20 protein-coding genes are annotated in these 22,414 nt (G+C 61.5%); 8 read left to right on the top strand and 12 right to left on the bottom strand.

The features are described 5' to 3' along the window. Positions 1 to 339: 339 nt before the first annotated feature. Positions 340 to 1,410: a response regulator gene (locus ACX17K_RS01840; RefSeq protein ID WP_493773439.1), complete on the bottom strand. Its 1,071-nt coding sequence runs from the start codon at positions 1,408 to 1,410 to the stop codon at positions 340 to 342. A gap of 187 nt (positions 1,411 to 1,597) precedes the next feature. Here ACX17K_RS01840 and ACX17K_RS01835 point away from each other — a divergent pair, with 187 nt between their 5' ends. The 4 genes from ACX17K_RS01835 (at position 1,598) to ACX17K_RS01820 (ending at position 5,705) form a co-directional block, all read left to right on the top strand. Further along, positions 1,598 to 2,362 carry a response regulator gene (locus ACX17K_RS01835; RefSeq protein WP_493773438.1) on the top strand — a complete coding sequence of 255 codons (765 nt, stop codon included), beginning with the start codon at positions 1,598 to 1,600 and terminating at the stop codon, positions 2,360 to 2,362. Between the two features lie 78 nt (positions 2,363 to 2,440). Continuing rightward, positions 2,441 to 3,238 carry a type I methionyl aminopeptidase gene (gene map / locus ACX17K_RS01830; RefSeq protein ID WP_493773437.1) on the top strand — a complete coding sequence of 266 codons (798 nt, stop codon included), beginning with the start codon at positions 2,441 to 2,443 and terminating at the stop codon, positions 3,236 to 3,238. Positions 3,239 to 3,279: 41 nt separating this feature from the next. Continuing rightward, positions 3,280 to 4,368: a tyrosine-type recombinase/integrase gene (locus tag ACX17K_RS01825; protein WP_493773436.1), complete on the top strand. Its 1,089-nt coding sequence runs from the start codon at positions 3,280 to 3,282 to the stop codon at positions 4,366 to 4,368. Between the two features lie 71 nt (positions 4,369 to 4,439). Beyond that, positions 4,440 to 5,705, top strand: a complete 1,266-nt coding sequence (locus tag ACX17K_RS01820; RefSeq protein WP_046166668.1) for an Hsp70 family protein — start codon at positions 4,440 to 4,442, stop codon at positions 5,703 to 5,705. A gap of 65 nt (positions 5,706 to 5,770) precedes the next feature. Here the strand turns inward: ACX17K_RS01820 and ACX17K_RS01815 are convergent, their stop codons facing one another. From ACX17K_RS01815 to ACX17K_RS01775, 9 genes are all read right to left on the bottom strand, one after another. Continuing rightward, entirely contained in the window at positions 5,771 to 8,710 is a 2,940-nt protein-coding gene (locus ACX17K_RS01815) for a DNA translocase FtsK (protein ID WP_493773435.1), read from the bottom strand. Between the two features lie 132 nt (positions 8,711 to 8,842). Then, positions 8,843 to 9,349, bottom strand: coding sequence for a phosphatidylglycerophosphatase A family protein (locus tag ACX17K_RS01810; protein ID WP_046156523.1), 507 nt, complete (start codon positions 9,347 to 9,349; stop codon positions 8,843 to 8,845). Beyond that, positions 9,333 to 10,280, bottom strand: coding sequence for a thiamine-phosphate kinase (thiL, locus tag ACX17K_RS01805; protein WP_493773434.1), 948 nt, complete (start codon positions 10,278 to 10,280; stop codon positions 9,333 to 9,335). Before thiL ends, ACX17K_RS01810 begins: the two co-directional genes overlap by 17 nt. Before the next feature lie 71 nt (positions 10,281 to 10,351). Continuing rightward, positions 10,352 to 10,801, bottom strand: a complete 450-nt coding sequence (gene nusB, locus ACX17K_RS01800) for a transcription antitermination factor NusB (protein WP_021476205.1) — start codon at positions 10,799 to 10,801, stop codon at positions 10,352 to 10,354. Positions 10,802 to 10,877: 76 nt separating this feature from the next. Next, positions 10,878 to 11,345 (bottom strand): 6,7-dimethyl-8-ribityllumazine synthase, encoded by a 468-nt coding sequence (ribH, locus tag ACX17K_RS01795; RefSeq protein WP_231155221.1) that lies wholly within the window; start codon positions 11,343 to 11,345, stop codon positions 10,878 to 10,880. Positions 11,346 to 11,405: 60 nt separating this feature from the next. After that, positions 11,406 to 12,527: a bifunctional 3,4-dihydroxy-2-butanone-4-phosphate synthase/GTP cyclohydrolase II gene (ribBA, locus tag ACX17K_RS01790; protein WP_493773433.1), complete on the bottom strand. Its 1,122-nt coding sequence runs from the start codon at positions 12,525 to 12,527 to the stop codon at positions 11,406 to 11,408. 29 nt (positions 12,528 to 12,556) lie between these two features. Beyond that, positions 12,557 to 13,615: an acyltransferase family protein gene (locus ACX17K_RS01785; RefSeq protein ID WP_493773432.1), complete on the bottom strand. Its 1,059-nt coding sequence runs from the start codon at positions 13,613 to 13,615 to the stop codon at positions 12,557 to 12,559. Further along, entirely contained in the window at positions 13,612 to 14,247 is a 636-nt protein-coding gene (locus tag ACX17K_RS01780) for a riboflavin synthase subunit alpha (protein ID WP_493773431.1), read from the bottom strand. The genes ACX17K_RS01785 and ACX17K_RS01780 overlap by 4 nt, the downstream gene beginning before the upstream one ends. 123 nt (positions 14,248 to 14,370) lie before the next feature. Then, complete coding sequence (locus tag ACX17K_RS01775) at positions 14,371 to 16,596, bottom strand: TonB-dependent receptor domain-containing protein (RefSeq protein WP_493773430.1); 2,226 nt, start codon at positions 16,594 to 16,596, stop codon at positions 14,371 to 14,373. A 109-nt stretch (positions 16,597 to 16,705) separates the two neighbouring features. Between ACX17K_RS01775 and ACX17K_RS01770 the strand changes: the two genes are divergently transcribed. From ACX17K_RS01770 to ACX17K_RS01760, 3 genes are all read left to right on the top strand, one after another. Next, positions 16,706 to 18,316, top strand: a complete 1,611-nt coding sequence (locus ACX17K_RS01770) for a peptide chain release factor 3 (RefSeq protein WP_493773429.1) — start codon at positions 16,706 to 16,708, stop codon at positions 18,314 to 18,316. 7 nt (positions 18,317 to 18,323) lie between these two features. Next, the gene (locus ACX17K_RS01765) at positions 18,324 to 19,172 is read left to right on the top strand and encodes a mechanosensitive ion channel domain-containing protein (RefSeq protein WP_021476212.1); all 849 of its coding nucleotides are present in this window, start codon (positions 18,324 to 18,326) and stop codon (positions 19,170 to 19,172) included. A gap of 66 nt (positions 19,173 to 19,238) precedes the next feature. Further along, entirely contained in the window at positions 19,239 to 19,883 is a 645-nt protein-coding gene (locus ACX17K_RS01760) for a TetR/AcrR family transcriptional regulator (RefSeq protein WP_021476213.1), read from the top strand. Between the two features lie 72 nt (positions 19,884 to 19,955). Here ACX17K_RS01760 and ACX17K_RS01755 read toward each other — a convergent pair whose 3' ends face one another. After that, the gene (locus tag ACX17K_RS01755) at positions 19,956 to 20,309 is read right to left on the bottom strand and encodes a hypothetical protein (protein ID WP_493773428.1); all 354 of its coding nucleotides are present in this window, start codon (positions 20,307 to 20,309) and stop codon (positions 19,956 to 19,958) included. Positions 20,310 to 20,659: 350 nt separating this feature from the next. After that, positions 20,660 to 21,868, bottom strand: coding sequence for an amino acid aminotransferase (locus ACX17K_RS01750; RefSeq protein ID WP_493773427.1), 1,209 nt, complete (start codon positions 21,866 to 21,868; stop codon positions 20,660 to 20,662). 245 nt (positions 21,869 to 22,113) lie between these two features. Between ACX17K_RS01750 and ACX17K_RS01745 the strand changes: the two genes are divergently transcribed. Beyond that, positions 22,114 to 22,392: a hypothetical protein gene (locus ACX17K_RS01745; RefSeq protein WP_493773426.1), complete on the top strand. Its 279-nt coding sequence runs from the start codon at positions 22,114 to 22,116 to the stop codon at positions 22,390 to 22,392. Positions 22,393 to 22,414: the final 22 nt, after the last annotated feature.

The following is a 22,414-nucleotide window of genomic DNA, read 5'->3' as shown; positions in this document are numbered from 1 at the left end:
ATCATTGCCTGATCCATAACCGGCCCTCCTCTCCCTCTTGGACGTGCGTCGGCATTGCGCGCCTCCACTCATGAAGAAGGCGCGCCAGGGAGTGGGAGTGGGTTTGCTTCTCGATCTGAGCAGGATTGAATGGTCCGAATTGCCGGACGCTCGAGGCTATTTCACGGCCAGCTGATGGCTTCGTCATTACTGCCGCGACAAGCCAAATTTATGGTCTCAGGGAGTCCGGGCTGATGCCGCTGCGCCCTGCCCCGCTGTTTGAAGGCCATGCCTAGCAACGCAAAGGGGCGCGGAATGGAATCAGGCAGCATCGTGCTTAGTAGCCATGCGGCCCCGGCGCTACTCCCGTAGCGCCACATCCCGCAGCCGACGCCCAAGCGCCTCCAGCTCTCTCATCTGTCGGAGTTGCAGCCTGTCCAGCGAGTCTTGCGTCTCGTCCACCAGGGCCAGCAAGGATGCCGTCAGAGGCTGATTGCCCAGCATGTCTTCCATCCGGGCTCGCATCGCGCCCAGCAGCGCCCGCGCGTCGGCCTGCCCCCCGCGCTGACTCGCGATGATGGCGGCCAGCGCGGCTCCGGTCTGATCCAGCCCTGCCGCCACGCCGTCCTGGATCATGGCGCTGGCACGCTCCGCCGCGCCCTCCGCCATCAAGGCCAGATAGTCCTTCAGCTTGCCGCAGCGCTCGATGTCGTACACAGGCATATTGTTGATCAGCAAGGACACTGGCCCGTAATTGAACGCGCAGCGGCTGTCGTAGCAGACGATGTGTTGCCGATCCGCGGACAGGTCTTGCAGCAGCAACGATTCCAGCTGGCTATTGCCGGATTCGGAGCTCAGGGTTTTCACTTCGCCGTTGTCGCGAAATTGCACTGACGCGTCCAGTCCGAACTCCTTGAGCGCGTCCAGCGTGGTCCGCATCAGCTGCCCGGAATCCCCAGCCTGGAACAGCCGGCGAAAATACTGCAGGCAGATGCCCAGCGCGCTGCTGTCGGTCATTGCCGACATGGCAACCGACATCGCGCCCCGCGCCTGGCTTTTCAGCTCATGTATCTCGCGACGGTAGCCCAAGGCTTGCTCCACTTTGCGCACCAACTCCTGGGGTTGCAGCGGCTTGCTGACGAAATCCTCGCCTCCAACGCTGTATGCGGCCAGCCGCTTCACCGGGTCGCTGTGCGCGGAAACGAATATGATATAAGGCTGGAGAGGCAAATCCAGCTGGCGAATGCGCCGGCAGGCTTCGTATCCATCCATTCCTTCCATTTCAATGTCCAGCAAGACGATCTCCGGCTTTTCCTCCGCGACCGCTTTCAAGCCCTCTTCGCCGGTTACTTTGCAAGTCAGCTGCAGTTCCGTATCGAACAGCATCTGCATGACTTGGCTAACGATGGGGTCGTCATCGATCACCAGCATCCTGTGTTTTTCCATTTCGCCCACCCTTTCGCTTGTCTAAGCTTTAACTTATCGCGTTCGCGGCTCCCGGCCGCAGCGTTGTCCCGGTATTACAGCTATAGCTCTTCCTCCGGCTTGTGGCATCGGCGTCTGAATGATGCGGGCAGCATTTTGTCGGGAATGGAACGAGCGCTGTTTTGGAGGGCTTATGGAACAAGGGCATTCCGCTGGGGCGGAGCGTGTTCGGCTGCATGTCCTGCTGGTGGATGACAGCCAGATCAACCAACTGTTCATCGCCAGCTTGGCTGACGATTTGGGCATTTCGCTCGATTGCGCCAACAATGGCGCCGAAGCCCTGCAGCGGCTACGCGAGGACAGCCTGCGCTACCAGTTGGTGCTGATGGATCTGCAGATGCCTGTGCTTGACGGGCTGGGGGCGACCCGCGCGATCCGCGAGGAGCTGAAGCTGAAACTGCCCATCATCGCGCTGACGGCCAGCGCGGAGCCGAACCATCAGGAGAGCTGCCGCCAGGCCGGCATGAACGGTTTTCTGCGCAAACCGGTGGATGGCGAAGCGCTGCAGCGGATTCTTGATCATTACCGCGCCCGCAACGGCAACGGCGGAGAGTACGGCAAGCTGAAGCTGGATACGCTGAAGCTGCTGCACCGCGCCTCCGCGGTCCGGCTGCGCAACACGCTGCAAGAGGCCATCGACACCTGCAGGGAGGACTTTGACCAGGCTCGCCTGCAATGGCGGCAAGGCGACGCGGAGACAGCCGCTCGGCTGATACACCGCTATCGCGGCTCCTTGGGCACGTTCGCCCATGACGGCTTCGTGCGGCTGACGCTGGATCTGGAGCATGCGGTTCGTCAGGGCGACAAGGGCCTTGAGTCCCATTTCGACGCCTTCAGGGCGGAGCTGGACACGCTGCTTGTCCAGCTTCAGCGATGGCTGGAGGAGCATGGGGGCTAATAAAGCGCCGCAGCGTGCCCCGACCGCCGCATTTTGTTAGAATTACGTCTCATTAGCCGCTATGAACGCAAGCCACCCATGAGCATACAGATCAAAGACGCGCAAGATATCGAAAAAATGCGCATTGCCGGCCGCCTGGCGTCGGAAGTTTTGGATTTCATCACCCCGCATATCAAGCCCGGCATCACCACCGAAGCCATCGACAAGCTGTGCCATGATTACATGGTCAATGAGCAGGGCACCATACCCGCCCCGCTGAACTACGCACCGGATGGCCATAATCCCTACCCCAAGTCGGTATGCACCTCGGTCAACCACGTGATCTGCCACGGCATCCCCAATGACAAGCCGCTGAAGAACGGCGACATCATGAATCTGGACATCACCGTGATCAAGGACGGCTATCACGGCGATACCAGCCGCATGTTCTTCGTCGGCGACGTGAGTCCGCATGCCAAGCGCCTGAGCAAGATCACCTATGAGGCCATGTGGAAAGGCATCGAGAAGGTGAAGCCGGGCGCCACGCTGGGCGACATCGGCTACGCGGTGCAGAGCTACGCCGAAAGCGCCGGCTACAGCGTGGTGCAGGAGTTCTGCGGCCACGGCATCGGCAAGAAATTCCACGAAGAGCCGCAGATCCTGCACTACGGCCGTCCGGGCACCGGGCTGGAGATTCAGGCTGGCATGATCTTCACCATCGAGCCGATGATCAACCAGGGCAAGCGCCACCTGCGCATGCTGGCCGACGGCTGGACCGTGGTCACCAAGGACCGCAGCCTGTCCGCCCAGTGGGAGCACACCGTGCTGGTCACCGAAACCGGCTACGAAATCCTCACCCAGTCCGCCGGCACCCCGGCCAAGCCCAGCTTCAAGTAATCGCAGAAGGCCGCCCGCTCCCGCGGCGGCCCTTTCCCGCCATGCTGCCAGATGTCTTCCGCGCCGACCCCGGCTCCCATTCGCTGATACAGGCGCAGTCCGACGCCCAGGCGGTGCTGACCTGGCTGGCCGAGCACGCCGATCGCCCGGCCACGCTGGCGGCTTATCGCAAGGAAGCGGAACGGCTGCTGCTGTGGCTGGACGGCCGCAGGCAGGGGCTGGCCCAGGTCAAGCGCGAGGATGTGCTGGACTATCGCCGCTTCCTCGCCTCGCCCCACCCCGCGGAACAATGGCTGGGCCCGGCGCGGCCGCGCAGCCATCCGGACTGGAAGCCGTTCAGCAAGCCGCTGTCTCCCGCCAGCGTCGAGCACAGCCTGACCGTGCTGGGCGCCTTGTTCGCCTATCTCAACGACGCCGGCTACCTGAACGGCAACCCGTTCAAATTATTGCGTCGGCGCGGCGTCAGAAAAGCCTCGCAGGAGATCGAACGCTTCCTCGACGCCGATTGCTGGGGCCACCTCCAATCCACGCTGAACAATCTGCCGCGCGATACCGACAGGGAGATCCGCCATGCCGAACGCGCGCTGTGGCTGTTCACCCTGCTCTACCTGACCGGCGCGCGCCGCGGCGAGGTTGCCGCCGCCCGCGCGGGCGATCTGGCCCGCCGCAACGGCAACTGGTGGTGGCATGTGGTCGGCAAGGGCGGCGTTTCCGCGCGCATTCCGCTGTCGGACGAGCTGATGGACGCCATGGCCCGTTACCGGCTGAGCCTGGGCCTGCCGCCGCAGCCATCGGTCGGCGAGGATGCTCCGCTGGTTTGCCGCGTGGGCGGCAAGGGACAGGCCAAATCATTGTCCGACAAGGCGATCTACCTGATCTGCAAGGAAGTGTTTGCCCGGGCGCAGGCCGGCGCGCCCAGCGACGAAGTCCGCGCCAGGCTGTGCTTGGCCAGCACCCACTGGCTGCGCCATACCGCCGCCAGCCATCAGCTGGAGGCGGGCGTGCCCTTGCTGCTGGTCAGCCAGAACCTGCGCCATGCCAGCATCCAGACCACGCGGCGCTACCTGCACAGCGAGGAAGACGCCCGCCACGAGGCCAGCCGCCTGCACAAGCTTAAACGCGATTCGTGAGCGCTTCGCCCTTCCCTTTCCGCGCCATTCCGCGTACCATCGCGCCTCTTTTATTTTCAAGGAGATGCTGAATGACTGATCAAACTGCCGCCCGCGCCTGCGGCATAGACTTTGGCACCTCCAACTCCACCGTGGGCTGGCTGCGTCCTGGCCACGACACCTTGCTGCAGCTGGAAGACGGCAAGATCACCCTGCCCTCGGTGGTGTTCTTCAACTACGAGGAAGACCATTCCCGCTTCGGCCGCGCCGCGCTGGCCGAGTATATCGACGGCTTCGAGGGCCGGCTGATGCGCTCGCTGAAAAGCCTGTTGGGTTCTAGCCTGATCGACAGCCAGACCGAAGTCCAGGGCAAGGCGCTGCCGTTCCGCCATCTGCTGAAGCTGTTCATCCAGGAGCTGAAGCTGCGCGCCGAAGCCACCGCCGGCCGCGAGTTCGAGCAAGTGGTGCTGGGCCGCCCGGTCTATTTTGTCGACGATAATCCTCAGGCCGACAAGCTGGCTCAGGACACGCTGGCCGACATCGCCCGCCAGGTGGGCTTCAAGGAGATTTCCTTCCAGCTGGAGCCGATCGCGGCGGCGTTCGACTACGAATCCAACATCGAGAAGGAAGAGCTGGTGCTGATCGTCGACATCGGCGGCGGCACCTCGGACTTCACGCTGATCCGCCTGTCGCCGGAGCGCCGCAGCCATGCAGAGCGCCGCGACGACATCCTGGCCACCGGCGGCGTGCACATCGGCGGCACCGATTTCGACCGCCAGCTGAGCCTGCACGGCGTGATGCCTTTGTTCGGCTTCAAGACCCGGCTGCGCAACAACGCCGAGATGCCGTCCAGCCAGTATTTCAACCTGGCCACCTGGCACACCATCAACTTCGCCTACACCCGCAAGGCCTGGATGGATCTGCAGGACGTGCATCGCGACGCCGCCGAACCGCAGAAGCTCGATCGTCTGTTCAAACTGATCCAGGAGCGCGCCGGCCACTGGCTGGCGATGGAAGTGGAAGCCGCCAAGATCGCCCTGTCCGACCAGAGCAGCCACCGCCTGGCGCTGGACACCATTGAGCGCGGCCTGCATTGCGATCTCAGCCGAGCCGATTTCGAAACCAGCATCGGCTCGCTGCTGGACCGCGTCGGCGGCACTGTCAGCAAGCTGCTGGCCGACTCCGGGCTAAAGGCTGAAAACGTGGACACCGTGTTCTTCACCGGCGGCTCCAGCGGCGTGCCGGCGCTGCGCGACGGCATCCGCGCGCTGCTGCCCAATGCGCGCCACGTGGAAGGCAATCTGTTCGGCAGCATCGGCAGCGGCCTGGCCATCGAGGCGAAGAAACGCTACGGCTAAGCCGCCGGGCAAGCTGATAAAAAAACGCCGCGTATCATCGCGGCGTTTTTTATTGGGGAGAGGAATCAGAAGTCCCGCTGCGGCACCAGCACCGTGCGGTTGCCGTTGCTCTCCATCGCGCTGACGATGCCCGCGGCCTCCATCTCCTCGATCAGCCGCGCGGCGCGGTTGTAGCCGATGCGCAGATGACGCTGCACGCCAGAAATGGATGGCTTGCGGGTGCGCAGCACGATCTCCACCGCTTCATCGTACAAGGGGTCGGTTTCCGTCGCCGCCTGAGCCTTGGCGGTGGCGTCCGCCGAGGCGTCGTCGGCCTCGCTTTCGCCGGTCAGCAGGCCTTCCACGTAATCCGGCTCGCCGAACTGCTTCAGATGCTCGACCACCGCGTGCACCTCGTCGTCGGTGACGAAGGCGCCGTGCACCCGTTGCGGATAGCCGGTGCCCGGCGGCAGATACAGCATATCGCCCTGGCCCAGCAGGCTTTCCGCGCCCATCTGGTCCAGAATGGTGCGGCTGTCGATCTTGCTGGACACCTGGAAGGCGATTCGCGTCGGGATGTTGGCCTTGATCAGGCCGGTGATCACGTCCACCGACGGCCGCTGCGTGGCCAGGATCAGGTGGATGCCGGCGGCGCGCGCCTTTTGCGCCAGGCGGGCGATCAGTTCCTCGATCTTCTTGCCCGCCACCATCATCAGGTCGGCAAACTCATCCACCACCACCACGATGAACGGCAGTTTGTCCAAAGGCTCCGGCGTTTCCGGCGTCAGGCTGAACGGATTGGCGATGCGCTGGCCGCGCTCGGCCGCCTCCCGCACCTTCTGGTTGTAGCCGGCCAGGTTGCGCACGCCCAGCGCGCTCATCAAACGATAGCGCTTCTCCATCTCGCCAACGCACCAGTTCAGCGCGTTGGCGGCCAGCTTCATGTCGGTGACCACCGGCGCCAGTAGGTGCGGGATGTCGTTGTAGACCGACAGCTCCAGCATCTTGGGGTCGATCATGATGAAGCGGACTTCTTCCGGCGTAGCCTTGTACAGCAGCGACAGGATCATCGCGTTGACGCCCACCGACTTGCCGGAGCCGGTGGTGCCGGCCACCAGCAAGTGCGGCGCCTTGGCCAAGTCGGTCACCACCGGTTCGCCGGTGATGTCCTTGCCCAACGCCATCGTCAGCCGCGATGCGGAATGCTGGAACACGTCGGCGGAGAAGATTTCCGACAGCCGTATCATCTGCCGCTTGGGATTGGGCAGCTCCAGGCCCATGCAGGTCTTGCCCGGAATGGTCTCCACCACGCGGATGGAGGCCAGGCCCAGCGCGCGCGACAGATCCTTCATCAGGTTCACCACCTGGTTGCCGCGCACGCCCACCGCCGGCTCCACCTCGTAGCGGGTGATGACCGGGCCGGCGTAAGCATCCACCACGCTGACCTTGACCTTGAACTCGGCGCACTTCTCCTCGATCACGATGCCGCGCTCGAGCAACTCGTCCTGATTGCAGGCTTCCTGGGCCGCATCCGCCGGGTTCAGCAGGCCCAGGCCGGGCAGCATGGAGTCGTCGTAGCTGTGGCGCGCCGGGGCATCCTCCGCCTCCGCTGACGTGGGTTCAGGCTCGGATTCAGGCAAGGCGACAGACGCTGTTTCAACAACGGCTGAGGCGGGTTGCGCCGCCGGCTTTTCCTCAACCAGTATCCAAGGCATGGGATTGCTTGCCAACTGGGCCGCAGTGGCCGCCAGGGATGGCGCTGCCGGCTCAGGCAACACGGTCTGCTGAACGATGGCGGAGCTTTCATCGGCCTGCTGAACCAGCACTTCGCGCGTTTGCGGCCAGCGCCATGGCGCGCGCGAGGCGGGGGAAGCGTCGCTGGCGGCGATCACCTCTTCCGCGGGTCCGTCTGCCGCATCTGGCGCGTCTGCCGCCGCGGGCTCGGGCACGGGCTCGGCAAGCACTAGCTCGACTGGCTCGAACGGAGTGGATGCAGGCGCGGCCGGCTCAGGGTTTGCCGCCAACTGCGGCGGCGAATGATTGGCTTCCTGCGCCGGGGCTTCCGCTTCGCCGATTGCCGGCCAGGACTGCGGCTCCAACGCCTCGGCGTCTATAGGGGGAAATTCAGTCGCGGCCGGCTCTGGCGCCGTTACGGGCTGAATCGGCGGTTCTTCGACGTGAACGTCCGCCATCGGGGCGGGAACAGGTTCCGCCACGACCGGCTTGCTGGCAGGAGTTGGTTCAGGCTTGCGCAGCGGTTCCAAAATGACCAGCGGCTTTTCTAGCTCCGGCGCGGCTTCAGGCTTCGTCCGAGGGATCGGAACCAGCTCGACGCGGGGCAGCGGCGCGCTGGCGGGCTGCGGACTGCGACGATGCGCATGAAGATTGGCCACCGCGGCGCGCACTTCTCCGCTGCCGATCAGCGGCAGCGCGTCTTCGCCGCGCTCGCCCGGTTCGACTCCGCGGACGCGCTGGCGGCGGAGATAGTCCTGCTGCATATTGCTCTGCATCTCGGACAGGCCGATCACCGGCAAGTCGTCCGCTTCCGACGGCTGCTGCGGCTGGCGGTTTTTGCGGCGGTACTCGCGCGACAACTCCAGCACCGGCAACTCGGCCGGCGGCTCCTGGCTGGCCGTCGGGGCGCGCCTGGGCAGCACGATGGTTTCGCGCGGAGGCTGGTCTTCGGCTGCAGGCGCAGCCTGCTTGGCCTGCCGGCCCTGGGGCGAGATGCGAACGGGTTGAGCCTGCTCCTCCCGGCGCGGGGTTTCTTCCCGATGGGCAGTCGGCAAAGGCTCAGGCTCCGCGTCTGGCCGATCATCAGCCTGGACTGCGGGCGGCGCTTCCTCTTCCGGCACCTTAGGCCGCGGCGGCTGCTCGGCGAAGTAGTCGGGTTCGTAGCGTTCGCTGCGCCCCTCCACGCCAAGCAGGCCATCCAGCTTGCGCATCAACTGCGGCATCTTGCCGCTTTTTACCAGCCAGCCGGCCGCGGCCAGCGCGGACAGCAATAGTACGACGACAACCCACACGGTCGAGAACCCCGAAATTTAGCTGCCCGCGGCAAGCGCGGGCGTGTTTTTCATGGCAGTGCGCTAGACTGAGTCAAGCGTCAAACTGTCTGTCACTTTAAGATCTGATTGTAACTGTTTTGTGCGCCCGCATCACAACCAATGCCAGATCAAGGCTTGCGCGGCCAGCGCGAACAGCGCGGCGATCACATCGTCCACCATCACGCCGAAGCCGCCGCCGACGCGCTGGTCGAACCAGCGTATCGGCCAGGGTTTGACGATGTCGAACAGGCGGAACAGCGCGAAGGCCAGAATCCAGCCAGCCCAGCTCGCCGGCGCGAAGGCCAGCACCATCAGCATGCCCACCACTTCGTCCCAGACGATGCCGCCGTAATCATGCACGCCAAGCGCTTTGCCGGTGATGCCGCAGGCGTAAACGCCGAATAGGAACAGCGGCAGGCACAGCGCCATCAGCATCCAGCCGTTGACGCCCAGCGCCAGCAAGGGAAAGAAGATGGGATAGGCAACCAGCGTGCCCCAGGTGCCGGGGGCCTTTTTCATCAGGCCGCTGCCGAAGCCGAAAGACAGCAGGTGAATCGGATTGCTCAGCAAAAAACGCCAGTTGGGCGTGATTTTGGGAGTGTCAGCCAAAATGGTCATAACCTTTCTTGTCCAGCGCCACGGCCTGTCCGGCGGCGTTCAGCAGCCTGCCGTCCCGCCCTTCCAGCACGCGGCCGATGCGGGTGACGCGGCAGATTCCGGCCGCCGCGGCCTCGATGGCGGCGCGGCGCGCCGAGGGCGCCGTGAAAACCAGTTCGTAATCGTCCCCGCCGGCCGCCAGGCAGGCGAGGCATTCTTCGCGGCGGGCTTCCAGCGCGGGGTGCGACGGCAAGGCATCGGCCCACACTTCGCCCGCTACGCCGGATGCGGCCAGGATGTGGCCAAGGTCGGCCATCAGTCCATCCGACACGTCGGCGGCGGCATGCGCCAGCGGCAACAGCGCGGCGCCCAGCGCCAGCCTCGGCTCCGGGCATTCCAGTTTGTGCGTCGCTGCGGCCAGCAGTTCCATATCGTTTACATTCAGCCAGCCCAGCCGATGGCGCACCGCCAGCGCGCCCAGGCCCAATTCGCCGGACACCCAGATGTCGTCGCCCGGCTTGGCGCCGTCGCGGCGCAAGGCCTGCCCGGCCGGCGTTTCGCCTATGATCGTCACCGACAGCGTCAGCGGGCCGCCGGTGGTGTCGCCGCCTATCAGCTCCACGCTGTGCGCGTCCGCCAGCGCGAAGAAACCGGCGGCGAATTCCGCCACCCAGGCTTCGTCGGCGCGCGGCAGCGCGATGGAAAGCAACGCCCAGCGCGGCCGGGCGCCCATCGCGGCCATGTCGGACAGGTTGACCGCCAGCGTCTTGTGGCCCAGCGCGCGCGGCGACACGTCGGCGAAGAAATGGCGCCCTTCCACCAGCATGTCCGCCGAGAGGTGCAGCTCATGGCCCGGCGTCGGCCGGACAATGGCGGCGTCGTCGCCGACGCCCAGCACCGCGGATGGCGTGGGCCGCTTGAAATAGCGGCCGATCAGTTCGAATTCGTTCATGGCACCTCACGCAAAAACACCCGCCGGCGGCGGGTGTCGTCGACAGCGGCACGCCAACAGGCGTGACCGGCTCAGTCTTGTTTGCGGCGCTGCTTCTGCGCCAGCACTTCGTCGCCGCGCACTTCGGCGGCCAGCTTGTCCAGCACGCCGTTGACGAATTTGTGGCCATCGGTACCGCCGAAAGTCTTGGTGATTTCGATGGCTTCGTTGATGATCACCGGGTACGGGGTTTCCGGGCTTTGCGTCAGTTCCAGCGCGGCCATCAGCAGCACGGCGCGCTCCACCGGGCTGACTTCGTCCTCGGCGCGCTCGTAGTAACGGCCGACCTGAACGGACAGCAGTTCCACATCTTTCAGCACGCCGTACAGGATGCTGCGGAACAGAGCTTCATCGGCCTTGGCGAAGTATTCATTCTCGCGCAGGTGTTTTTCAATCAGCGAAGCCGGACGGTCCGGATTCAGTTCCCATTCGTAAATGCCTTGCACGGCAAATTCACGGGCGCGGCGGCGGGCGGTTTTCATGGTGGCGGTTCCTTGAAAGAGCAAAGGAAGCGGCGCGATGGCCCGCTTCCCGTTGGACGGCTTGGCGGCGGACGGCTCAGCCGCGCAGCGTCTTGTGCAGATTGGCCATCTCGACCGCGACGCGGGCGGCGTCGCCGCCCTTTTCCTGCATGCGGACTTCCGCCTGCTCGTCGTTTTCAGTGGTCAGGATGGCGTTGGCTACCGGAATGTCGAAATCCAGGCCGACGCGGGTGACGCCGGCGCCGGATTCGTTGGATACCAGCTCGAAATGATAGGTTTCGCCGCGGATCACCGCGCCCAGAGCCACCAGCGCGTCGAAACGACCGCTCTTGGCCATGGTTTGCAGCACCAGCGGAACTTCCAGCGCGCCAGGCACCGTGGCCAGGGTGATGTCGCCGGCGGCGACGCCCAGTTTTTCCAGCTCGGCGAGACAAGCGTCGCGCAGGCCATGGCATACAGGCGTGTTGAAACGCGCCATGACGATGCCGATTTTCAGGCCCTTGCCGGAAAAATTGGGTTCAATACACTGGATGGCGTCAAGCATGTTGGGTCCTCGCGGCGAAAACACTAAGGAAAGCCGGCAATTGTAACGCAATCGCCGCGATTAGGCCACGCCCGGGCCGTTCCCGGCATCCACGTGGAAGTGGCCCGGCTGGCAGAATCCGGTGACTTCCAGCTCGAAGCCGGCCATCGATGGCAGGCTGACCGGGCTGGACATCAGCTTCATCTTGCCGACGCCCAGCGCCTTCAGCATTTGCGCGCCGACGCCGAAGGTTTTGCTGTCCCATTTCTGCCGCGGCTGCTCCAGGTCCAGCGCCCGCTGCGCCAGGTCGACGCCGGTTTCATCGCGATACAGCAGCACCATCACGCCGCTGCCCTCCTCGTCTATGGTTTCCAGCGCGTTGGGCAGCGTCCAGGAGTGATGGCTGCACAGCGGCGCCAGCACGTCGATCACCGACAGCGGCTCATGCACCCGAACCAGGATTTCCTTGTCCGGCCTGATTTTGCCCTTGCTCAGCGCCAGGTGGGTGGCCGAGGTGGTGATGTCGCGGAACACGTGGAGGTCGAAGCTGCCGAACGGCGTCTCCACCGGGCGCTCGCCCACCTTTTCCACCAGGGACTCGGTGCGGCTGCGGTACTGGATCAGGTCGGAAATGGTGCCGATCTTCAGGCCGTGCGTTTTCGCGAACTCCAGCAGTTCCGGCAGGCGCGCCATGGTGCCGTCGTCATTCATGATCTCGCAGATCACGCCGGCCGGCTCCACGCCGGCCAGCATGGCCAGATCGCAGCCGGCCTCGGTATGGCCGGCGCGGATCAGCACGCCGCCGTTCTGAGCTTTCAGCGGGAACACATGGCCAGGCTGCACCAGATCGCTGGCCTTGGCCAATCGCGCCACCGCGGTTTTGATGGTGTGGGCGCGGTCGGCGGCGGAAATGCCGGTGGTCACGCCCTCGGCGGCCTCCACCGATACGGTGAAGTTGGTGCCGAAGCTGGTGCCGTTGTTGGTCGCCATCATCGGCAGATTCAACAGCTTGCAACGCTCTTCGGATAAGGTCAGGCAGATCAGGCCGCGGCCATGCTTGGCCATGAAGTTGATCGCTTCCGGCGTGACGAATTCGGCCGCCATCACCAGGTCGCCTTCGTTCTCGCGGTCCTCGGCGTCCATCAGCACCACCATCTTGCCGGCCTTGATGTCGGCGATGATGTCTTGAATCGGGGATATCATGCAAATCTCCAAATCATTAAGTTTAAGGCTCAAATCCTAAGCAGTCTTGCCGAGTGTAATTGACAATACACAAGCCCGCGCCGAATGGCGGGCTCCATATATTTTGCAATAAAAAAGGCCAGGATAAGCAATAAAAATATCGGAAACCACGGAAGGGCAACGCTCGGCAAGCCCACTCCTCCCAATTTCACAATCATTGATATCATTGCATTTTCATGAATCAAATACAGGGGATAGCTGACAAGCCCCAAAAATTGCAATACTGGTGAGTTGAGGAGGTTGCGAAAATAACCTGCCAAGGATAGCGCAAAAACAAAAACAAGCAACAGAACAAAAAAGGCAGCGGTCAAGTCATATTTTTTCGATATAAAAAAAGCTCCAAGCAATGCAATGGAAAAACCAAAAAGCAGCCAGCCTCGCGACCTTTCCTTATGAAATACATAGAGGCTGGCCCCTGCTGCAAACCAGCAAAACTGATCAAGGGACATTAATGATGATGCCTTCGTAAGGTATTGAAAGATAGCGCCATCAAAGCCTTTAATTTTCAAAAACTGGGAAGCAAAATACATCGCAGACAAAGCGACAATCATGAAAAATCTTCCAAAGGAAAAATACAACATTGCCGCAACAACGTAGAATTTAAATTCAACATATATAGACCAAAAGCTACCCTCCAGCGGTAAGACAGCAACACCAAAAACCTTGGACCACCAAGCTGGCTCAATAAATGTCAAGCCAGGGATTAGTCCCAAAAGCTGAGGATTGCCCGCAGGCCTTCCTTCAAAGAAGGGCGCTGTAAAAAAAATTAGAAAAGAACAAAAAAACATCGCCGGAAAAAGGCGAAGCCATCTCTTTTTCAGAAAAGAAAAAATGCCCTTCTCTTTCTCAAGGGTCATAAGTATGACAAATCCAGATATCAAGAAAAACAACTGAACACCAAGAAATCCATACTTAAACAAGGGGAAGGCTTTATAATCATCACCATAAGGGACCACATTTGACCACCCCGCATATGCATGAAAGAGTACGACAAGCGCTATCGCCAGCCCTCTATGTCCATCAATGTAAGAAATACGATTGCTATTCATACGCCATTTGAATTTAAATTTTTATGAAAGAGGCCGCCAGCCATCCTCTCAACAGTTTCCACTATAACTTGCGTCTGAGGGTCAATTTCAATATTGACCAAATCGCCACTCTGCCTACTATGCATATTGGTACGCATCAATGTCTCGGGTATCAAGTGCACGCAAAAGCGGCAATCGTCAACATTTCCCAAAGTGAGGCTAACACCATCGATTCCAATGTAGCCCTTTTTAAAAAGATACTTTGCCAGCGCAATCGGCAATTCGAACCAAATCGTGCGGTTGTTGGGAGACTCGATGACTTCAGTCACTGTGGCCAAGCCCATGATGTGGCCCGACATCGCGTGGCCGCCGATGTCGTCGCCGAAGCGCGCCGCGCGCTCCACGTTCACGCCGTCGCCGGCCTTGAGCGCGCCCAGATTGGTGACACGCAGCGTTTCCTGCATCAGGTCGAAGTGAACCAGATCGCCGTCCACGCGGGTGACGGTGAGGCAGCAGCCGTTATGGGCCACTGAGGCTCCGAGCTGCAGGCCGGGCAACATTTCCTGAGGCAGACGGACGATATGAGTGCGGAAATCCTGTTTTTCTTCGATGGCGACCACTTCGGCCACGCCCTGGACGATACCGGTGAACACGGCAAGCCTCCTTGGTTTGAATTGTCGTTTAGACGATATTGTAGCCGAATGATCGTTTTCCAATCCGCTGGCGTCATAAAAAAACCGGCCAGAAGCCGGTTTCAGGATATTTGGAGCGAGGAGTCAGAAGCGCCACGACAGGCTGGTGCGGACTGAGCGGCCCATGCCTTGAATGCCCTCCGTCAGATAAGGGCTGTAGCTTCTGTTGAACAGATTATCTATCGACACGCGCGCCTCCAGATGCTTGAAAGCGCCGCTCTGCGGCTGCCACACAGTGAATAGATTGATCAAGACATATCCTTTGCTGGGCGGCATGGAGTAGGCGGTGCGCGTTCCCTCGAAATACGGTATCCGGTCCTGGGTGCGGACGAATTTGCCCTGCCCGCCGAATGTCAGCCCCAGCCGAGCCACGCGATAACCGGTGGTCAGGACGGCTTTGCGCGGCGGAATGTCCACCACCGGCTCAGAGTTGCCCCACGGATCGCGAAGGCTGTTGCGATGGTCGCCGCTGGTCGCGGAGAGCGCTGCAGACGCGAACCAGCCGCGCAGCTGGTAATCCAGCGTCAGATCATAGCCATGGATTTCGTAGCCGCTCAAATTACGGTAGAAACCGGTGCCGGCGGGCGGCGTCTGGCCCGGCGCGTCGCCGGTATTGCCATTTCCGAGGCGCATATAGATGTTGTCGCGCACCAGTTGCCGGTACGCGAGCAGAGACATGCTCAGCCTGTCGCCGGCCGACAATACGCCGCTGCGTTCGAAATCCAGGCCATAGTAAAACCCGCGCAGCTTCTCCGGCTTCAGATACCGGCTGGTGCCGGACAAATTGGACAGCGGGGTTTGCGCGGCATATACCTCGTCCACTGTCGGCGCGCGCCAGGTGTCGACATAGCTGAAACTGGCATTCCAGCCCGGCGAGAAGCCCCAGGCGATGGCCAGCCGCGGCGACCAGCCGGTGAAGCTCACCGGGCGATAATCGTGGCCGGCGCTGGCGACATTGTAGATGGGCGCGAGATTGGGCTTGCCGTACAAGGCCACCTGGTCGTAACGCAGCGAGGGCGTGATTTTCCAGTTGGGCAGCGGCTTCCACTCATGGATCAGGTAAGCCGAACGCATGGTTTCCTCGCCGCGGTTGCCGCCATAGGCGTTTATCCAGCCGAAGTTGTAATCCGGGTCTTTGGCCTTGGTGGCCAGGAATGACCGGGGGTCCCAGTCCTGCTTGCTCCAGGACAGGCCCGTTGTGAAACTATTGGCATCGCCCAGCTTGGCGACGTTGCGAATATCCAGCGAGCGGCTGTTCTGGGTCACCCAGCTCTCATGGCCATAGGATGAACGGTAGTCCACCTTCCAGGCGGACTCCGGACGTTTATCGTGCTGATAGCGGCGGGATTGCGCATAATTGACGCTGAGGTCCAGCCAGGCGTTGTCGGGACTGGCGTAGCGCCATTCGCCATTGAGCGAATCAATTTTCTGATCCCGCATCACAGTTTTTCTCAGCCAGGCCTCCGTCTCGCCATAGCGCTTGATGTCAGAGCTGGAGGGCGCCTCGACCTGCCCGCTGCGCGCCGCCCAAGGCGTGCGCATCTCCGACTCCTGCCTGACCATGCCTAACCGGAACTGATGGCCGGCCCAGGGGCGGAACGCCAGCTTCAACATGCCGGCCTTTTGTTCACCGCCCGAAAACAGATAAGTGAGGTCATCGCCGGTCTTGCCGTCGCCCGAGCGGGACTGGGATATGTAGGCGAGAATATCCGCCGAGTGTTCGCTGCCGCCAGCGTAAGCGGCTACGCTCTTGCTGATCTGGCCGCCATTGCTCTGGCGGCCGATCTTGGCGAAGCCTCCGACTGACTGGCCCGGCATCAGCAACTCATCCACCGACTTGGTTTCCGCCCGGATCACGGCGCCGAATCCGCCATTGCCGTACAGGGCCGACTGCGCGCCCTTGATCACCTCCACCTTGCCCAGCAATTCCGGCTCGATGAAGCTGGTGCCTTGCTGGTATTTCGAGAACACCTGGTTGGCGCCGTCCAGCTGGACTTGCACCTGCTCCACCGAGCGATAGCCCCAGACATTGATTACCTGTCCGCCGGGGCGCGGGGAGCCGCCGGCGTTCACGCCGGGCAAAACGTCCAGCACTTCGGCCAGGGAGCGCGCCTGGGGCCTGGCGATCTCCTCCGCGCTCAGCTTGTCCACGCCCGGCTGCTTCTGTATGGCGGTGGATTGAACCTTGATGGTTTGCAGCTGCTGATCCTCGGCCGTCGCCGAAAAATGGACCAGGCTCAATGCCAGCGCGGAAAGGCAAAACGGAAAGGCCGCTGCTTGCGCGCGGCCGTTTTTTGGTTGTTGTTGCATCACGGAACTATTTATTATTGATAATCATTATCAATTGTAACATGGAATTTCCTGAAACCCGTAACTCCGGTAAAATGCTCGGCTTTATTGAATTTCAAGCAAGCCATCCATGTCCGCCGATCTCGCCCGCATCGCAGAAGAAGTTTCGCACCGCCGCACCTTCGCCATCATCTCCCACCCCGACGCGGGCAAAACCACGCTGACGGAAAAGTTGCTGCTGTTCTCCGGCGCCATCCAGATGGCGGGCACGGTGAAAGGCAAGAAAGGCGGCAAGTTCGCCACTTCGGACTGGATGGAAATCGAAAAGCAGCGCGGCATTTCCGTCGCCTCGTCGGTGATGCAGTTCGACTATCGCGACCACACCGTCAACCTGCTGGACACCCCGGGCCACCAGGACTTCTCCGAGGATACCTACCGCGTGCTGACCGCGGTCGACAGTGCGCTGATGGTGATCGACGCCGCCAAGGGCGTGGAAGAGCAGACCATCAAGCTGCTCAATGTCTGCCGCCTGCGCAGCACCCCTATCGTCACCTTCATGAACAAGTGCGACCGCGAAGTCCGCGACAGCCTGGAGCTGCTGGACGAAGTGGAAAACGTGCTGAAGATCCGCTGCTCGCCTATCACCTGGCCGATCGGCATGGGCAAGACCTTCCGCGGCGTGTACAGCCTGTTGAACGACGCGGTGATCCTGTTCGAGGCCGGCACGGAAAAGCTGGTTTCGGACATCGAAGTGATCCAGGGCATAGACAACCCGCGCCTGGATGAACTGTTCCCGCTGGAAATGGAACAGCTGCGGATGGAGATCGAGCTGGTCAAGGGCGCGTCCAATGAGTGGAACCTGGAAGAATTCCTGGCTGGCGAACTGACCCCGGTGTTCTTCGGCTCCGCCATCAACAACTTCGGCGTGCGCGAAATCCTGAACGCGCTGATCGACTGGGCCCCTGCGCCACAGGAGCGCGACGCTACCGTGCGCAACGTGGCGCCGACCGAAGGCAAGTTCTCCGGTTTCGTGTTCAAGATCCAGGCCAATATGGACCCGAAACATCGCGACCGCATCGCCTTCTTGCGCGTGTGCTCCGGCAAGTTCGAGCGCGGCATGAAGATGAAGCACCTGCGCTTGAATCGCGACATTTCCGCCTCCAGCGTGGTGACCTTCATGTCGCACGACCGCGAGATCGTCGAGGAGGCGTTCGCCGGCGACATCATCGGCGTGCCCAATCACGGCAACATCCAGATCGGCGACAGCTTCTCCGAAGGCGAAGACCTGTCCTTCACCGGCATTCCCTTCTTCGCGCCGGAACTGTTCCGCTCGGTGCGCATCAAAAACCCGCTGAAGCTGAAGCAGCTGCAAAAAGGCCTGCAGCAACTGGGCGAAGAAGGCGCGGTGCAAGTGTTCAAGCCGCACAGCGGCGGCGATCTGATCCTGGGCGCCGTGGGCGTGCTGCAGTTCGAGGTGGTGGCCAGCCGCCTGGCCGCTGAATACGGCGTGGACGCCATCTTCGAATCCGCCAGCATCTGGTCCGCCCGCTGGTTCAGCTGCGACGACCGCAAGAAGCTGGACGAATTCATCAAGACGCTGCAGATGAATATCGCGACGGACGCTGGCGGCAACCTCGCCTACCTCGCGCCCAACCGCGTCAACCTGCAGCTGACCCAGGAGCGCTGGCCGGACATCGTCTTCCACGAAACCCGCGAACACGCGGTGAAGCTGAACGACTGAGGAGTCCATGCACACCCTGCTCGACCTGATCGCCTTTCTACGGGAGAACTACGCCCACGAGATCACCCGATCGCTGCTGCTGGTGCTGACGCTGCTGATCATCCGCGTCGCCGTAGACCGGTTGCTGGCGGCCAATAGCGGCGTGCCGGTCGAGGAGCGCCGCCGCTGGTCGGTCAACACCCGCAACGGCTTGTTCCTCGCCGGCCTGGCAGGCATCGGCCTGATCTGGGCCAACGAGCTGCAGACGCTAGCCGTGTCGATGCTGGCCTTCGCCGCCGCGCTGATCCTTGCCACCAAAGAGTTGATCATGTGCCTGTCCGGCGGCGTGGTCCGACAAATGTCCAACAGCTACGGCCTGGGCGATCATATCGAGTTGGGCGCGGTGCGCGGCCGGGTGGTGGATATCGGTCTCTTGTCCACCACCGTGATGGAGATCGGCCCCAATCACAGCTCGCACCAGATGACCGGCCGCGCCCTCACCTTTCCCAACAGCCTGCTGCTGTCCACGCCGGTGATCCGGGAAAATTACATGGGCGAGTACGTGATGCACATCATCAACGTGCCGCTCGCCTACACGGTCCCGCCAGTCCAGGCCGAGCGCCTGCTGATGGGGGCGGCGGAAGAAGCTTGCGACTGCCATGTGGATGTGGCCCGGCGCCATATGGAAGACATGGCCAAGCGCTATCTGGTGGACATCCCGTCGGTGGAGCCGCGGATTTCCATCCAGCCGATCGATGAAAAACGCTATCAGTTGATCCTGCGCATCGCGATACCGGCCAGGGAAAGGCAACGTATCGAGCAAGCCATCCTGCATAAATTCATGTCGGACTGCTATCCCATCATTGAACAGCAATAAATAGAGCAAGAACTCCAAACATCGTATACAATTGCGCTATGCGAAGTCACTATCAGCCGGTGCTACATGAGTAAAACCAGAATCAAGACCTACGACCGCATCATTCAAGAAAGCCTTAAGCTGTTCAACGAACAAGGCGAGCGCAGCATCACCACCAACCACATCGCCGCGCATCTGGGCATCAGCCCGGGCAATCTCTACTATCACTTCCGCAACAAGGAAGAGATCGTCTACCAGATCTTCCTGATGTACCGCGAGTTCATCAATCAGCGCCTGGCGGTGCCGGAAGACCGCAAGATGACGGTGGACGACCTGGTCAACTATCTGGACACCGCCTTCCTGGCCATGTGGCAGTTCCGTTTCATGTTCTATGATCTGCCGGGCCTGCTGGCGCGCAATCCGCAGATGCAGTCCGAGTACCATCAGTTCGTGAATACCGAGCTGAAAAACATCCTGGGCGAGCACTTCCGCGAATTCATCCGCCTGGGGCTGCTGCAAATGGACGAAGAGGACATCGAGGCAGTCAGCATCAACATCTGGCTGGTGGTGAAGTTCTGGTTCGCCTTCGAGCAGACTTCGCGGCCGAAGGCGCCGATCACCGAAGAGTCCGGCCACCGCGGCGTGCTTCAGGTGCTTGCCCTGCTCAAACCCTATGTGCAGCCGGAATACCGCCACGCCTTCCATTCGCTGTACGAGCGCCACGGCGGCTGATCAAGCTTTCGTCGCCCAAAACAGAAAGGCCACTGCATCGCAGTGGCCTTTTCATTTCACCCAGAGGCTGGCTTACGCCGCCTCGGCAAGATTTTGCGTCAGATAGCCGTACAGTTCGCCGTTGGCGAGCATCTTGCGCAAATGATTGCCCGGAGCATTCCCTACGTACTGCACCTGGCCAAGCTTGCAATGCGCAACCTTGGCTTCGGCGCATACTTCCATTTCAGCTTCCAGCGTCCACTGCGTGGGCTGCGGATCGGAGCCGACCGGCTCCAGCGATACGGTCAGATGATACCGGCCGTCGCGCGAATACACATCCAGCAGGCCGAGCAGGCCCAGGTTGTTGCGGACATCGGCGTCGTCCGCGTCGAAAGCGCCCGCAGAAATGGCCTGCGGAACCAACACTTCAGGAAAAGTCGCAGTCATGGCATCTACCCCGAGGGTCTCCCCTCAATAAACGAATTATTGGATTATTGTCATCGCGCGCCATCGAGATGGTTTGCGATCAGACATTCATTGATGTCTGGTTCCATCATGGGGATGTTTGTCGGGCCGGACAATGCTGAAATGGGAAAAAGCGCGGAGTGGTGAAGAAACCTGTACTTTTGGACACTCAACCGGTGGTGGAGCCATCACAAGTGCAAGGGAAAAATGATGAATAAATTTAGCATTCTGTTGAATGCTTCATTTGACCAAGGTCATGATATGATTTTTTCTCATCAAATGAGCAAGCCCCGGTCATGCCGGGGCTTGCCTATCCCACAACCAAGTCAGCCTTAAGCCTGAACTACCTTGGCGATGGCGGCGGCGACGTAGTCTACATTCTTGCTGTTCAACGCAGCCAGGCAGATGCGGCCGGTGGAAACCGCGTAAATGCCGAACTCCTCGCGCAGCCGGTCCACTTGCGCGGCGCTCAGGCCGGTGTAGGAGAACATGCCGCGCTGGGCTGTGATGAAGGAGAAGTCCGCGGCGACGCCGTTCGCCTTGATGGCATCCAGCAGCGCCAGCCGCATGCCGCGGATGCGCTCGCGCATGCCGGCCAGCTCGTCTTCCCACTGCTGGCGCAACGCCGGGCTGGACAGTACGGCGGCGACAATGGCCGCGCCGTGGATCGGCGGATTGGAGTAATTGGTGCGAATCACGCGCTTCAGCTGGGACAGCACGCGAACCGATTCATCCTTGGCGGCGGTGACGATGGACAGCGCGCCCACGCGCTCGCCATACAGCGAGAAGCTCTTGGAGAAGGAGCTGGCGACGAAGAACTGCAAGCCGGAACCGGCGAACAGGCGCACGGCCAGCGCATCGGCGTCGATGCCATCGGCAAAGCCCTGATAGGCCATGTCCAGGAACGGCACCAGGCCGCGCTCGCGGCAAACCGACACCACCTCTTCCCATTGCGAGGCGGACAAGTCCGCGCCGGTGGGGTTATGGCAGCAGGCGTGCAGCACAATGACGGAACCTGCGCTCAGAGACGCCAGGTGAGCCTTCATCGCGGAGAAATCCACGCCGCGGCTGGCTGCATGGTAGTACGGGTAGTTTTCCACCTCGAAGCCGGCGGACTCGAACAGCGCGCGGTGGTTTTCCCAGGACGGGTCGCTGATATAGACCTTGGAAGCCGGATTCAGCCGCTTCAGGAAATCCGCGCCGATCTTCAGCGCGCCGGTGCCGCCCAGCGCCTGGGCGGTCACCACGCGGCCGGCGGCCAGCAGCTCGCTGCCTTCGCCGAACAGCAGCTTCTGCACTGCGGAGTCGTATGCCGCCGGGCCTTCGATGGGCTGGTAGCCTCGAGCCGGCAAGGCCTCCAGACGCGCCTTCTCGGCGGCCTGCACCGCGGTCAGCAGCGGAATCTTGCCGTTGTCGTCGGAATAAACGCCCACGCCAAGATTGACCTTGGTGCTGCGGGTGTCAGCGTTGAACGCTTCATTGAGTCCGAGGATAGGGTCGCGCGGCGCCAGTTCCACGCCGGCGAAGATCGAAGAGGTCATACCAGGCTCCATTAGCTTTACAAATGAACCGGCCGGGCGGCCGATCAAAAAATCCTGATGCTGCTTGTTGCCTTCCGAAGGAAGGCTGTTCGCTGTCGAACATAGTCTAACATGTATCCACTGGCCCCACAGGCAGGATATTGCCGCCAGCCATCGACAAATCGACCCTGATAGCGTAATCAGAATCCTGCAAGGCCCGCCAGGCGATTTTCTGCCCGTGCTTTTATTCTAAAACGGAGGCATCCATGAAAAAGGGAATACTGCTGCTTTGGCCGTCCTTCATGATCGCGATGATTGCGACCGCTGTGTTTTTCTCGATCTTCGAGCCAACCGAGCTCAAGCTTCACGGCAACGCCCTGTTCTCCGACAAGCTCAGCGCTTATTCGGTGTTCTTTTTCGTCAGCTGGGCATTCGGCGCGCTCAATACTTCCATCGTACTGCTGCTGGAGAAGAGCGCCAGGGATATCAACGGCTTTACCCCGCCGCCGGTGGTGGCGCCCGATGAAGATACGCCGCTTCCCTGATCCGCCGAGTCCGAAAAAAAGC

The sequence above is a fragment of the Chromobacterium sp. INPA-IVC genome, from assembly GCF_059047085.1.
This window is presented reverse-complemented; position numbering and strand designations above follow the sequence as displayed.

Coding starts and splice junctions, on each gene's coding strand:
- ACX17K_RS01750 (WP_493773427.1), bottom strand. CDS start 21,868: ATGACCTCTTCGATCTTCGCCGGCGTGGAACTGGCGCCGCGCGACCCT.
- ribBA (WP_493773433.1), bottom strand. CDS start 12,527: ATGATATCCCCGATTCAAGACATCATCGCCGACATCAAGGCCGGCAAG.
- ACX17K_RS01810 (WP_046156523.1), bottom strand. CDS start 9,349: ATGACCATTTTGGCTGACACTCCCAAAATCACGCCCAACTGGCGTTTT.
- ACX17K_RS01775 (WP_493773430.1), bottom strand. CDS start 16,596: ATGCAACAACAACCAAAAAACGGCCGCGCGCAAGCAGCGGCCTTTCCG.
- ACX17K_RS01785 (WP_493773432.1), bottom strand. CDS start 13,615: ATGAATAGCAATCGTATTTCTTACATTGATGGACATAGAGGGCTGGCG.
- thiL (WP_493773434.1), bottom strand. CDS start 10,280: ATGAACGAATTCGAACTGATCGGCCGCTATTTCAAGCGGCCCACGCCA.
- ribH (WP_231155221.1), bottom strand. CDS start 11,345: ATGCTTGACGCCATCCAGTGTATTGAACCCAATTTTTCCGGCAAGGGC.
- map (WP_493773437.1), top strand. CDS start 2,441: ATGAGCATACAGATCAAAGACGCGCAAGATATCGAAAAAATGCGCATT.
- ACX17K_RS01820 (WP_046166668.1), top strand. CDS start 4,440: ATGACTGATCAAACTGCCGCCCGCGCCTGCGGCATAGACTTTGGCACC.
- ACX17K_RS01835 (WP_493773438.1), top strand. CDS start 1,598: ATGGAACAAGGGCATTCCGCTGGGGCGGAGCGTGTTCGGCTGCATGTC.
- ACX17K_RS01765 (WP_021476212.1), top strand. CDS start 18,324: ATGCACACCCTGCTCGACCTGATCGCCTTTCTACGGGAGAACTACGCC.
- nusB (WP_021476205.1), bottom strand. CDS start 10,801: ATGAAAACCGCCCGCCGCCGCGCCCGTGAATTTGCCGTGCAAGGCATT.
- ACX17K_RS01745 (WP_493773426.1), top strand. CDS start 22,114: ATGAAAAAGGGAATACTGCTGCTTTGGCCGTCCTTCATGATCGCGATG.
- ACX17K_RS01760 (WP_021476213.1), top strand. CDS start 19,239: ATGAGTAAAACCAGAATCAAGACCTACGACCGCATCATTCAAGAAAGC.
- ACX17K_RS01840 (WP_493773439.1), bottom strand. CDS start 1,410: ATGCTGGTGATCGATGACGACCCCATCGTTAGCCAAGTCATGCAGATG.
- ACX17K_RS01770 (WP_493773429.1), top strand. CDS start 16,706: ATGTCCGCCGATCTCGCCCGCATCGCAGAAGAAGTTTCGCACCGCCGC.
- ACX17K_RS01825 (WP_493773436.1), top strand. CDS start 3,280: ATGCTGCCAGATGTCTTCCGCGCCGACCCCGGCTCCCATTCGCTGATA.
- ACX17K_RS01755 (WP_493773428.1), bottom strand. CDS start 20,309: ATGACTGCGACTTTTCCTGAAGTGTTGGTTCCGCAGGCCATTTCTGCG.